Origin of the sequence: Limisphaera sp. VF-2, from assembly GCF_049537125.1 — a bacterium.
GTDB lineage: Bacteria > Verrucomicrobiota > Verrucomicrobiia > Limisphaerales > Limisphaeraceae > Limisphaera.
On sequence record NZ_JBMVQY010000001.1, the window covers coordinates 2,030,572 to 2,042,398 of the forward strand.

Genomic DNA, 11,827 nt, shown 5'->3' on the forward strand with positions numbered 1-11,827 from the left:
ACAAGCGGCGCCCGGCGTGGCTACTTTTTTGTCGCGGGTGGTGGGATACTCAAGTGGTCAACGAGGGCAGACTGTAAATCTGCTGGCCTTTCGGCCTACACAGGTTCGAATCCTGTTCCCACCACCATTTTGCTTTGCCTGAATCGCCCCGCAGGAATCCCGGGTCCGCGCATCGGCCCCATTCGGCCCGGTGCTCGCCACCGTTCAGCCCCCACCCCTCGGCCGGGATTTCGCCGGGGCGCGGGGACTTGCACCACTGGTGAACCAACGCTGACAGCCGTGTCTCCGGGCCCTGCCGGGCGATCCGACCTTCGACTTACCGAGGGCCCTGTTGCGCATCAGCAGACCCCACCGGTGGGACCAGCCACGCAAGATCGAAGGCTGAACTCACCCGGGACGTACCGCGCGAGAACCGCCATCGGCTCCGTGCGAGAGCTGCGGATCATGGCCGATACCCCGTGTGGACTGCAGGCGCCACCGCGTCCGTGAGCGTGGGCGGCCTCCGAGCCAGCGCAGACCGCGCGGAGCTGCGCCAGCCCGGCCAGGGCTTCACGCCGCGCCGCCGGGTCTGGCTCCCGATGGCGTCCCGTCTGCCCTCCGCGCCGGACTGAATTCGACTTCGCCGGCGATCAACCCCCCTGCAAAAGGAGTTGCGCCATCGCGGGCGGGTGGTCACACATTGGAAGGACGCGGGACCGGGTCTCCAGGCCCCGGACGCAAGTCACAGCCGCTGAATCATGCCGGGACAACGCACGAGCCATCCAAACCGCACGAACGCCAGCGGCGCGCTCGGCTACGAAGCGCAGTTGTGGCGCATGGCCGATGCCCTGCGCAGCCTCAGGGACGTCGCCGAGTACAAAGACGTCGTCTTGGGCCTCCTCTTCCTCAAGTACATTTCTGACGCTTTCGAGGCGCACACCGTGCCCGGCTGCAGGCCCAGCGCACCGAGGGGACTGGTTAAAGCGCGAATAGCTTGACCGGAGGTAAAGCAACAATGTGCAGGCTGCTCGGTCTGATCGCAAACAAGGAAGTCGATCTGCGATTCTCGCTCGTCGAGGGACCGACGACGCTGCGTTCGCTGAGCCAGTCCAACCAGGACGGTTGGGGTCTGGGATGGTACGAAGACGGTCGGCCCAAGGTGGTGAAGGAGCCCGCACCCGCCCATTCGAGCCAAAGCTATCGAAGGACAAGCGCAGAGGCCACGTCACGAGTTTTCATCGCCCACGTGAGGCGGGCAACCACGGGTAGCTGTTGCACGGAAAACTGCCACCCCTTCCAGTACGGCCGCTGGCTTTTTGCCCACAACGGTTCCGTGGACCGCAAGGCGCTCTTGGATCAGCTGAATGAAGTGCATCGATTGGCCATAGTCGGAGAGACCGACTCAGAGGCCTTCTTTCATTGGATCCTCCAGAAGATCGAAGAGGCTTCTTCGCCAGAGGAGGGAATCGCGAACGCGCTGGGGGCCTTGAAAGACGGCACCTATACGGCGCTCAACTTCTTGCTCAGCGATGGGGAGCATTTGTATGCCTATCGTAATGCGGCTTGCAGCCACGGCTACTACAGCCTCTCTTATCTTGTCCGTCCGCCCGGCCCTCGACAGCCAGAGACGTTTTATCCGAGGGAAGTTCGAGCGATGCTCGAGTCGAAGTGTTTGCGAGGTGAACGTGCCGTGGTCGTTTGCTCGGAAAAGCTTACGGGAGAACCTTGGAAGGACATCCCGCTGGGGAATTTACTGGTCGTGGGTCTCGATCTGAAACCGACCTTGAAGCAGCTATAGGACTGACGTCGCGCATGGCAAAGCGCTGCCCGAAACCCGGAATCGCCGGTCTCCCGATCCGCGGCATTGACGGGCGGATCGAACAGGGCGATACCTTCCACAACGAGCGCTTCCCGGACCTGAAGGCCGACTTCATCCTCGCCAACCCGCCCTTTAACGTCTCCGATTGGGGCGGGGAGCGCCTGCGGGAGGACAAACGCTGGAGGTTCGGCGTCCCGCCAGTGCGCAATGCCAACTTCTCTTGGGTCCAGCACATTATTCATCACCTGGCACCGACAGGGTATGCCGGGTTCGTGCTCGCCAACGGCTCGATGTCCTCCAACCAAGTCCGGCGAAGGTGAGATCCGCAAGAACATCATCGAGGCGGACTTGGTGGACTGCATAGCGGCGTTGCCGGACAAGTTGTTCTACACGACGCAAATCCCCGCCTGCCTGTGGTTTTTGGCACGGGGCAAAAGCGGGCGCCCTCCCTCCGGCCGGAAGGCCCCTCTGCGGGACCGGCGTGGTCAGGTGCTCTTCATTGACGCCCGAAAGCTGGGTCGCATGGTGGACCGCACGCACCGTGAGCTGACCGATGAAGAGATTGCCCGCCTCGCGAACACCTACCACAGTTGGCGCGGGGAGAAGGAAGGCGGCGAATACAAAGACGTGCCCGGCTTCTGCAAGAGCGACACGCTGGAGGAGATCCGCAAGCACGGCCACGTGCTCACGCCAGGACGGTACGTCGGTGTCGAGGCACAAGAGGACGACGCCGAGCCGTTCGAGCAAAAGATGGCGCGGCTGGTGGCGCACCTCCGGGAACAGCAGGCCGAGGCCGCCAAGCTCGACACTGCCATTGCCAAGAACCTGAAGGAGTTGGGCTATGATTGGTAAGGATCTCCTGCGCAAAAGGCGCGAAGACATTCTGCACCTCTGCGCCAAGTACGGAGCACGGAACGTTCGGGTTTTCGGCTCTGTTGTTCGGGGCGAGGAGCAGGAAGACAGCGATGTGGATCTTCTCGTAGATTTCGAGCCTGGCCGCAGCCTCCTCGACCACGCAGGCCTCGTGCTCGAGCTCGAAGAACTTCTGGGACGCAAGGCAGACGTCGTGACCGAACGGGGACTTCACTGGCTGCTGCGCCGGCGTATCCTCAAGGAGGCTCGCCCGCTGTGAAAAAAGACCCCAAAGTTTACCTGGCCCACATGCTGGAGTGCATCCAGAAGATCAAGCGGTTCACAGTCGACGGCAAGGGACGTTTCCTGGCCGACGAGCTCGTTCGGGACGCGGTCCGGCGGAATTTCGAGGGGATCGGCGAAGCGGCGAAGCGCCTGGACGACACCTATCGATCCGTGCACCCGGAGATCCCGTGGCGAGGGCTGGCCGGCTTGCGTGACGTGTTGATTCGCCAGTACGAAGGAGTGGACCTGGAGCGGGTGTGGGCCATCGTTAAAGGCCACCTGTCCGGCCTCAAGCGGGCTATCTCCGCTCTTTTGCCGCCCTTGGATCAGCTCGAGCGAGAGCTGGAAGGCGAAGATGAGCCGGTGGAAGGTGAGTAAGGAGCTGGGCTATGGCGGGTGAGTGGCGAACGATGCCCCTTGATCAGGCAGTCGAGGTAGACCCGCCGGTGCAGCTTAGACCCGGCCAGGTCTATCCCTTTGTCGACATGCAGGCGGTCAACCCGTCGTCCCGAGATGTTCGCCCCAGCGAGTACCGAGAATTTTCAGGCGGTGAATCCCGCTTTCAGAATGACGACACGCTGATGGCCCGCATCACTCCCTGCCCGGAAAATGGAACAATTGCACGATTCCGCAACTCGGATGATCAGCCCTTTGGCCACGGCTCCACAGAGTTCCTCGTCATTCGCGGTACGAACGGAGTCACCGATAACGACTTCGCCTACTACCTAATTCGCTCCGACCTAGTGCGCACCCATGCCGTGACACAGATGAGAAATACTTCGGGTCGCCAGCGGGTGCCAGTGGATTCCCTACATCACCTTCAGGTGCGCGTCCCGCCCCTCCCCGAGGAACGTGCTATTACCCACATCCTCGGCACGCTGGGCGACAAAGTCGAGCTGAACCGCCGGATGAGCGAGACGCTGGAGGCGATGGCGCGGGCGCTTTTCAAGGCGTGGTTCGTGGACTTCGAGCCGGTGCACGCCAAGATGGAGGGCCGGTGGAAGCGCGGCCAGTCCTTGCCCGGCCTGCCCCCCACCTCTACGACCTCTTCCCCGACCGCCTGGTGGACTCCGAAGTCGGCCCCATCCCGGAGAGGTGGGAGGTGGGCCGGCTGGGCGACGTTGCCGAGCAGGCACGCAACAACGTGAGCCCCTTTTCAGCTCCTGACACGCTGTTCCTCCACTTCAGCATCCCTGCCTTTGACGAGGGCCAGTGGCCCAAGCTGGAGAGCGGCGCGGACATCAAGAGCCAGAAAACACTTGTGCCACCCGGGGTGGTGCTGCTGTCAAAGCTCAACCCGGAAATCAACCGGGTATGGCTGGTGGACGTCCGGCCACAAGACCGCGTGGTGCGCTCGACCGAGTTCCTTGTGCTTCGCCCACGGTCACCTTACGGACGGTCTTTCCAGTACTGCACTCCCCGGTCGGAAGGCTTCCGGCGAGAAATCGAGGGCCTCGTCACGGGAACATCGAAAAGCCACCAGCGTGCGCAAGCCGGTGCTATTCTCGGGCTGGCAACCCTCAAACCTTCGGAGGCGCTTGTCAGAGCATTTGAAGGGGTGGCAGGGCCGTTGCTTGAACGCACGCTGCAATGCCGGTGTGAGTCCCGCACCCTGGCGGCCCTGCGCGATGCGCTTTTGCCCAAGCTCATCCGTGAGGAGCCGCGGGTGAAGGATGCAGAACGGTTTTTGAAGGAGAGAGGATTATGACACCCACTGTCACTCATGTGGGCTTTAGCGACGAGTCGAACTGGAACGCAGGGCGCTTTCGGAGCCTTGCGCTTGCAACTGCAAGTGTCGAAGGCGTGGGCCATCTCGAAGCGGGCCCTAATGGCCTGTTGGCTAAATCTGACGTGAAGGAGTTCAAGTGGAAAAAGCTAGACGCAGCCAAAGAGCGCTTCGCAGCTGAAGAAATGTGCAGGTTTGCAATAGAGAACGCTTCTGCGCGGCGGTTGCGTATTGATGTTCTGGTGTGGGATATTGAAGATACGCGGCACAAAATGGTTGGGAGGGATGACACCGCCAATCTTGAGCGGATGTACTATCATGTATTCCGAAACGTGTTGAGAGCGCGATGGCCAAATGATGCAGTCTGGAGACTTCACCCGGACGAACACACTGCCCTTGATTGGGGAACAATAGAAGACTGTCTTGAAGCAAAAAGCGTGACGGTCGAGGTAGACGATTCGCTCTGGTCCGGCAGCAGCTTTCAGATCGGAATACGCCGAGAATTCGGGATTGAAGAGATTCGGCCAGTGTCGTCTAAAGAATACCCGCTGCTTCAACTTGCGGACTTGTTCGCTGGTTTACCGGCGTTCTCGCGCGGCAAGTACGAAAAATATGAGCTGTGGCTTGAGTCGCAATCGCTGCAAATGAACTGGTTCAATGATTCCCAGCAGCCACAGAAGCTCTCACCCAGTGAGCGCCAACATTTTGAAGTGCTGAAGATGTTCGATCAAGAATGCAAAAAGCGCAAGCTTGGAGTCAGTCTTAAGAGCGGTCGCGGGCTGTGGACGCCCAACCCGGAAAATCCGATCAACTTCTGGATCTATGAACCGCAGCATCCCGAAGATAAGGCACCTGTGAGAGGGGCCGGCCTGTGACCTGCGGTCGGACCCGTCACCATCGCTGATTCATTCGGTAAAAGGGTACAAACACGCGCAGTCAGCAACATGTTTCATCAGCAACTCTACTTAGCATCGTATATGTGTGCCGGAAACGAGGCGATCGCGAGACGCGGTTGAGTGACGCCGAAGAGATGACGAAATCGGCTCGGGCGAAATGGCGGTAGGTTATCGGCGAGTCCAGACCGATGCGTTCAATGCGATGCTCGATCTTGGAAAAAGCATGAGCAGCTAACGATGCAGGGACATTGTGAAAGGAATAGCATCGATGACTTTTTCCGGGTGCGTGTGGCCCAGGGATTATTACGAGCACATCCTCTGGAATCAGGAGCCCTTGCATTATGTCTGGGACCGCAGTATAAAAAGGTCGAGCAGATTGGGCTGTGGACCGGGGAAGTCCGATGATGGGGCAGCTCGGGAAGCACGAGCGCGGGACGTACCATGGTGAATCCAAGCGAATCCGACGGTGAAGCCCCTGCCCTGGCTTGGTTGGGATTACTTGGCCGGCTGGTCAGGCGTAGCCCGACGATCGTCCTGGAAGGGCGGTTGGCTGAAGGACGGGAGCAGCGCGCGGTCGCGTTGCCGCGAGGCGTGCGGGATTCGGTGCGGCCCAGGCTGGTTCGGGGTGGAATTCGGGTGAAGGTTGTGGGGCCGTTCTCGGAAAGGTCGGGCATATGAATGAGGTCCACGGGTTTTCGGTCCGTATTTTCATTCCGTCGGGCAATCCGGAAGAACTCCGCATTGTCGAGAAGTCGAATTGGACCGGGCTGGGGCTGGTGTTCCCGCGATCTCTATTCCCAAGGGTCCGACAGCGGCCGGAACTGAAACGCGCCGGTGTGTATGTGATTTGGGGACCAGGGGAAGGCGGGCACCTTCCGCGGCTCTATGTTGGCGAGGGGGATCCGGTGCTGCCGCGGCTTGAGCAGCACGCCAAGCAGAAGGACTTCTGGACGCACGCGGTGGCGTTCACGAGCAAGGACCAGAACCTGAACAAGGCGCACGTGCAGTATTTGGAAGCGCGCCTGGTGGCGCTCGCCGTCGAGGCCAAGCGCGCCGAGGTGGATAACGGGAACGTGCCGCAGCTGCCCGCGCTGTCGGACGCCGATGCCGCCGATGCCGAGGCTTTTCTGGCCGATCTGCTGTTGTGCCTGCCGCTGGTCGGGGTCAACCTGTTCGAGAGGGCCAGGGCCGACGCGGCGAAGGAAGTGGAGTTGTTCCTGAAAGCCAAAGGAATCAGTGCGCGTGGTTTGGACAGTTCGGAAGGCTTCATCGTGCGTGCCGGATCACAGGCGGTCATCGAGGAGGTTCCCTCGATTCACGGCTTTCTCTCCGGGCTGCGCAAGGCTTTGGTAGCGCAGGGCGTGTTGGTGCCGGACGGCAAAGTGTATCGGCTGACGCAGGATTACGCCTTCAACTCGCCCTCGACCGCCGCCGGAGTATTACTGGGTCGAAATTCGAACGGGCGTACACAGTGGAAGGACGCGAACGGGCGGACGCTTAAGCAGATCCAGGAAGAGGCGATTGGCCAGTGAGATCCCTTGGTGGATCCGGCGTTGGAGAAGCCGTCCTGGCCTGGCTGGGGTCGCTCGGCTGGGCGGTCAAACATGGCCCGGAGTTCGCGCCGGAGGGGCGGTTTGCCGAGCGGCAGGACTACCGCGAGGTGGTGCTGGCACAGCGGCTGCGCGATGGCCTGGCCCGCCTCAACCCTGATCTTCCCGCCGAGGCACTGGAGGACGCCTTCCGCAAGATCCCCAACCCGGAAGGCGCCACGCTCGAAGCGCGCACCCGTGCATTCCACCGGATGCTCGTGGATGGCGTGACGGTGGAGTACCGGCGGCCTGACGGAACCATTGCGGGCTCGCAGGCGCGAATCCTGGACTTCGAGGAGCCGGAAAACAACGACTGGCTGGCGGTGAACCAGTTCACGGTGAGCGAAGGCCGGCACCTCCGCCGTCCGGACATTGTGCTCTTCGTCGATGGCCTTCCCCTTGCCATCGTTGAGTTGAAGAACCCTGTCGATGAAGAAGCCACGATCTGGACTGCGTTCCAGCAGCTCCAGACATACAAGATGGAGCTGCCGACGCTTTTTTCGTTGAACGAACTCTTGGTCATCTCTGACGGTCTCGAGACACGCCTCGGCACGCTTACAGCCGGGCGGGAGTGGTTCAAACCCTGGCGGACGATTTTGGGTGAGCAAGTGGAGGACATCGGCGTCTCGCAGCTCGAGGTGCTGCTGAAGGGGGTGTTTGACCGGTGGCGTTTTCTTCTACTCATACGGGATTTCACCGTCTTCGAGGACGACGGCAGCGGGAAACTCGACAAGAAGGTCGCCGGTTACCACCAGTTCCACGCAGTACGGGTCGCCGTGGAAGAGACCTTGCGGGCTGGTGGAGGGCAAACCGGGACCATGGCGGACGCGCGCGGGCGACACGAGGCTGGCCGACGAGCCGGCCGGAGGGCGCCCCATTGCGACCGTCGAAGCGAAGTGCTCTTTATCGACGTCTGGAAGCTGGCCGTGATGGTGGATTGCATTTAACCGACAGATGATATACAGAATGCACCGCGTTCACACGCTGGCGCAGCGCGTGGCCGCTTGCGCGACCGGGACAGACAAGGATTATATGACCAAGAAGTGGTCACATGCTCAATGGACCTTTGAGCCCGTGGGGCCCATGGGCGGCGCAACTGGAAATGCGTTCGCTAACGTGCTCCAAGCTGCGGGAATAAAGCCGGAGGACGAACTTGCTCGCGAGGCGATCCAGAATTCTTGTGACGCTGCGAGGCAGGGAGAGAGGCGGGTACGCGTGGTGTTCCGCATCGTGACGCTCGAGGGTCAGCGCAAAGAGCAATTCCTCGAGGCGCTTTCCCTCCGTACCGGCATCGGTCCGCGTGTCGGCTCAGTCAGCCTTGCCCCTGACAACTGCTTGGCACAGCCTGAGCGACCGCTTCATTTATTGTTCGTTGAGGATTACAGAACCGTGGGATTGAATGGCTCGCCCAACGACCGGCGGTCTCACTTTCACCGACTTCTCTTGTCGGTAGGGGACAGCACGAAAGCTTTCGCGCCAGGGGGTAGCGGCGGATCCTATGGCTACGGCAAGTCCGCGCTGTCACTCAATTCTCGCCTCCGCACGATAGTCGCGTATACTGCCTTCGACTCAGACGACACAGGAGCGACGGCACGATTGATGGGCTGCGCCTATTTGGAGGCTCACGAGTTCAAGGGTCAGCACTGGACAGGTCGTGGCTGGTTCGGAGTTCGGCAGCAAGGCCCTCAGCTTGTCGTGGACCCGCTTCGTGACGACGCGGCCCACGCGTTGGCGGAACGCCTCGGGTTTCGCGGCCGCCGTCGTGGAGCCCACGGAACGTCGATTCTCATCGTCGATTCCCACGTTCACGATCCCCAACGTCTTCTCCGTGGGATTGAAGAGTGGTGGTGGCCGCGGCTCTTGGATCAGGAATTGGAAGTAGTTGTGGAACATGGAGGTGCAGAGTTTTTTCCTCAGCCCAAGCAGCGTGCGGATCTTCTGCCGTTCATCGAATGCTACTCTCTGGCGCTTGGGCGCGCTCAGGCCGCCGGACCTCACCAAAAGAGCGACAGTTTCCAGCGCCTGCGGGGGTTAGCTCTCGGCGCGTACGGTTTCCAAGTGTTGCCCGACCACCTGCTTCAGGACTTCCCAGAAGAGAAGCTCGGTCGCATCGCCTTGATCCGCTCGCCCAAGATGGTGGTGGAATACGCAGAGATGGGAAAAGCGGCACCTCCGACCGTGGGTGTATTCGTCGCGGCCCCTGAGATCGACGACATCCTGAAACTGTCCGAGCCGCCGAATCATGACCGTTGGGATCCGGAGTCGAGACGTCTCGAGGTCGCGAAGCCGGACGAGGAAACGGCACGGCTTGTGGTACGCCAGCTTCGCCAGCGGTTGAAGGATCATATGCGGAGGTTTCAAGCGCAGGCAAGCCCACCGATCCCGCGAGAAAAGCGGCGCCTGCGCCTTTTGGAGAGAGAGCTCGGCGCTCTGTTCCGACCGCAGCTGTGGGGCGATGCCCCAGAAGGCCTGACGGACTTGGTAGACACCCGCTTTCGCGAGGCACCTGCCTTCCGAGCGTGTTGTGACGCCAGCATCCAAACCTTCTCAACGGTGGCGCCAAGGCTTCGGTTTGACGCAGAAGAGGATTCGACCGAGACCACCGGTCGTCTACGCGTCCATGTTTTCGACGGTCTCGGTCCGTCAGCGTAAGAAATGTTCGAGCCTGCCTACGCATGGGCTGGGGATGTCGCTACTTTCGTTGCGACTCCAGATGAGGATCTCCTGGGTGCTCTAACGCGTTTCCTAAGGGAGACTGGCGGGCCCCAGTTATTGGCATGGCATCGTAGCATCTCTGTCTTACGCGAGCAGTTTCGGACATGCCTCCCCCATGCCGCGAGTTTCGGTCTCGTCCTCGAGTTCGAATTGCCACGGAGCGGAGGTCGACGGCCGGATTTAATCGTCCTGGAAAACGGTACAGTTCTCGTGGTCGAGTTTAAGAACCGCGTCGAAGTCGAACAGGCCGATCTCGACCAAGTGCTCGGGTATGTCCGAGATTTGGAGGACTACCACGCGGGCTGCCAAGGCCGGCGGCTAGTACCCGTGGTAATTCCTATCGGTATGCGCGGCGGCCCATTCCAGCGCAACGGTGTTCGGGTAATACCGCCCTCGATGCTCGGTGATCTGATCCGTGAGTTATGTCCTTTCCCGAGTGGTAAGCCAGCCGATGTGGCTGCGTGGACCTCTGCGCCTTATTGTCCCCTCCCTTCCCTGGTTGAAGCCGCCAGGCTTCTTTTTGAACGCCAGCCGCTGCCCCGAATTCGGCGTGCGGAGTCCGCGAGGATTCCGGAGACAGTTTCATTGGTCGAATCTATCGTAGGCGAAGCCGCACGGCACAATCGCCGAACGCTCGTGCTCGTGTCTGGAGTTCCTGGTTCCGGAAAAACGCTTCTCGGTCTTCAACTCGTGCACTCGCGCGACCTGGCGCTGCCTGCTGTTTTCGTTTCCGGGAACGGTCCCTTGGTACAGGTGCTTCAGTATGCCCTGGGCGGTGGCAGAGCCCGGCGCGAGTTTGTGCAAGACCTCCGTTCATTCCTGCGAGACAAACTTATCCGTTCACAGGCACCGTCCCGCGAGCGCGTGGTCGTGTTCGACGAGGCACAGCGTGCATGGGACCGGGATCGGGTGCTTCTCAAGCACAAGGGGCAGCTCGTTGGCTCGGAGCCAGAACTGCTGGTACGCATTGCAGATCGGGGTCCTCATGAGGCGTTCGTTTTAGTGGCTCTGATCGGCGAAGGGCAAGAGATTCACGCCGGCGAAGAGGCGGGTATCGGGCAATGGGTAGAAGCAGTGTGTGGGTCTTCAGGGTGGCACGTCGTAGCGCCCGAGCACTTGGCACAGCGATTCCGCGCAGCCGGCGTAGAGACTCGGGTTGAATCGATTCTCAACCTAACGTCGACGCTACGGAGCCATCGGGCGTCTCTAGCGGCGAAATGGGTGGATCTGCTGCTAGCAGGGCAACTCGACGATGCTGCCAACATCGCGTCCCAACTTCACGAAAGTAAATTCACTTTGTATGTGGCAAGGGATCTCGAAGCACTCCGAGAGTACGTCCGCCATCGGTATGAGTCTGACCCTGCGAAGCGCTACGGTATCTTGGTCTCCTCTAAATACCGGAACGCAGGGGTGCACGGTATCCAGCCGGTGCAGGCAAGCTACTGGTACTACGGTGAGTGGTACGAAGAGGGCCCCTCGCATCCGAGGTCAGGGTGCGGCTTAAGAATTGCGGTCACCGAGTTCGGCTGTCAGGGGCTCGAACTCGATTGTCCGATAGTATGTTGGGGGCCGGACCTGACGTGGTCCGGTGCCGGGTGGGTTGTGCGAGGCTCTAGAAGCCGGCATGTGATGGACCCAGGTCGCCTCCGGAAAAATGCTTACCGTGTACTCCTAACTCGCGGAAGAGATGGGCTGTGTGTCTTTGTGCCCCAGGGACCGGATCGTGAAATGGACTTAACCTATGCCGCGCTTCTTCGGGCAGGAGCCCTTCGGTTTCCCGGATAAGCGCTGTCACCTGGCTTTTTCTTCCGCCGAAGCGCAGCAATCCCTCCAGGCGACTCAACCCCTGTGGCTGCGGAAAGCTTCCACGCAGTTCGACTATGGAGCTTGCGTGCGACTCGGCATGGATGTTGGGAAGCAGTGACGCGGTGTCTACTGGATAAAGTGCCGCCCCGGGCGGACGGTT

At 60.8% G+C, this 11,827-nt stretch carries 10 protein-coding genes, 1 tRNA gene and 2 pseudogenes; all 13 read left to right on the plus strand.

Annotated features, from left to right (window positions below; translation table 11 throughout):
• The first annotated feature begins 39 nt into the window (after positions 1–39).
• The 13 genes and pseudogenes from ACPDIT_RS07200 to ACPDIT_RS07260 all read left to right on the plus strand — a co-directional run bounded on the left by ACPDIT_RS07200 (position 40) and on the right by ACPDIT_RS07260 (position 11,646).
• Positions 40–127 (plus strand) — tRNA-Tyr (locus ACPDIT_RS07200).
• Between the two features lie 688 nt (positions 128–815).
• Positions 816–977, plus strand: coding sequence for a type I restriction-modification system subunit M N-terminal domain-containing protein (locus ACPDIT_RS07205; RefSeq protein ID WP_423442578.1), 162 nt, complete (start codon positions 816–818; stop codon positions 975–977).
• Between the two features lie 17 nt (positions 978–994).
• Positions 995–1,777 carry a class II glutamine amidotransferase gene (locus ACPDIT_RS07210; RefSeq protein WP_423442499.1) on the plus strand — a complete coding sequence of 261 codons (783 nt, stop codon included), beginning with the start codon at positions 995–997 and terminating at the stop codon, positions 1,775–1,777.
• A 50-nt stretch (positions 1,778–1,827) separates the two neighbouring features.
• Positions 1,828–2,650: pseudogene (locus tag ACPDIT_RS07215) on the plus strand (N-6 DNA methylase); the annotation flags it as partial.
• Positions 2,640–2,930 (plus strand): nucleotidyltransferase family protein, encoded by a 291-nt coding sequence (locus ACPDIT_RS07220; protein ID WP_423442500.1) that lies wholly within the window; start codon positions 2,640–2,642, stop codon positions 2,928–2,930. The pseudogene ACPDIT_RS07215 and the gene ACPDIT_RS07220, both read left to right, overlap by 11 nt.
• Positions 2,927–3,313, plus strand: a complete 387-nt coding sequence (locus ACPDIT_RS07225) for a DUF86 domain-containing protein (protein ID WP_423442501.1) — start codon at positions 2,927–2,929, stop codon at positions 3,311–3,313. Before ACPDIT_RS07220 ends, ACPDIT_RS07225 begins: the two co-directional genes overlap by 4 nt.
• 32 nt (positions 3,314–3,345) lie before the next feature.
• Positions 3,346–4,083, plus strand: a complete 738-nt coding sequence (locus tag ACPDIT_RS07230; protein WP_423442502.1) for a restriction endonuclease subunit S — start codon at positions 3,346–3,348, stop codon at positions 4,081–4,083.
• A complete protein-coding gene (locus ACPDIT_RS07235; RefSeq protein WP_423442503.1) occupies positions 4,038–4,643 on the plus strand; it encodes a hypothetical protein in 606 nt (201 codons plus the stop codon). The genes ACPDIT_RS07230 and ACPDIT_RS07235 overlap by 46 nt, the downstream gene beginning before the upstream one ends.
• Complete coding sequence (locus ACPDIT_RS07240; RefSeq protein ID WP_423442504.1) at positions 4,640–5,536, plus strand: DUF3800 domain-containing protein; 897 nt, start codon at positions 4,640–4,642, stop codon at positions 5,534–5,536. The genes ACPDIT_RS07235 and ACPDIT_RS07240 overlap by 4 nt, the downstream gene beginning before the upstream one ends.
• Positions 5,537–6,231: 695 nt before the next feature.
• Positions 6,232–7,089 carry a GIY-YIG nuclease family protein gene (locus ACPDIT_RS07245; protein ID WP_423442505.1) on the plus strand — a complete coding sequence of 286 codons (858 nt, stop codon included), beginning with the start codon at positions 6,232–6,234 and terminating at the stop codon, positions 7,087–7,089.
• Positions 7,086–7,947 (plus strand): annotated as a pseudogene (locus ACPDIT_RS07250) (type I restriction endonuclease); the annotation flags it as partial. The gene ACPDIT_RS07245 and the pseudogene ACPDIT_RS07250, both read left to right, overlap by 4 nt.
• Before the next feature lie 231 nt (positions 7,948–8,178).
• Positions 8,179–9,798 (plus strand): hypothetical protein, encoded by a 1,620-nt coding sequence (locus ACPDIT_RS07255; RefSeq protein ID WP_423442506.1) that lies wholly within the window; start codon positions 8,179–8,181, stop codon positions 9,796–9,798.
• A gap of 459 nt (positions 9,799–10,257) precedes the next feature.
• Positions 10,258–11,646 carry a DNA/RNA helicase domain-containing protein gene (locus tag ACPDIT_RS07260; protein WP_423442579.1) on the plus strand — a complete coding sequence of 463 codons (1,389 nt, stop codon included), beginning with the start codon at positions 10,258–10,260 and terminating at the stop codon, positions 11,644–11,646.
• Positions 11,647–11,827 lie beyond the last annotated feature (181 nt).

What these genes read in the sequence shown, in the direction of transcription:
- ACPDIT_RS07205 (WP_423442578.1), top strand. Translation starts at nt 816, where the DNA reads ATGGCCGATGCCCTGCGCAGCCTCAGGGACGTCGCCGAGTACAAAGAC.
- ACPDIT_RS07210 (WP_423442499.1), top strand. Translation starts at nt 995, where the DNA reads ATGTGCAGGCTGCTCGGTCTGATCGCAAACAAGGAAGTCGATCTGCGA.
- ACPDIT_RS07220 (WP_423442500.1), top strand. Translation starts at nt 2,640, where the DNA reads ATGATTGGTAAGGATCTCCTGCGCAAAAGGCGCGAAGACATTCTGCAC.
- ACPDIT_RS07230 (WP_423442502.1), top strand. Translation starts at nt 3,346, where the DNA reads ATGCCCCTTGATCAGGCAGTCGAGGTAGACCCGCCGGTGCAGCTTAGA.
- ACPDIT_RS07240 (WP_423442504.1), top strand. Translation starts at nt 4,640, where the DNA reads ATGACACCCACTGTCACTCATGTGGGCTTTAGCGACGAGTCGAACTGG.
- ACPDIT_RS07245 (WP_423442505.1), top strand. Translation starts at nt 6,232, where the DNA reads ATGAATGAGGTCCACGGGTTTTCGGTCCGTATTTTCATTCCGTCGGGC.
- ACPDIT_RS07255 (WP_423442506.1), top strand. Translation starts at nt 8,179, where the DNA reads ATGACCAAGAAGTGGTCACATGCTCAATGGACCTTTGAGCCCGTGGGG.
- ACPDIT_RS07260 (WP_423442579.1), top strand. Translation starts at nt 10,258, where the DNA reads ATGCTCGGTGATCTGATCCGTGAGTTATGTCCTTTCCCGAGTGGTAAG.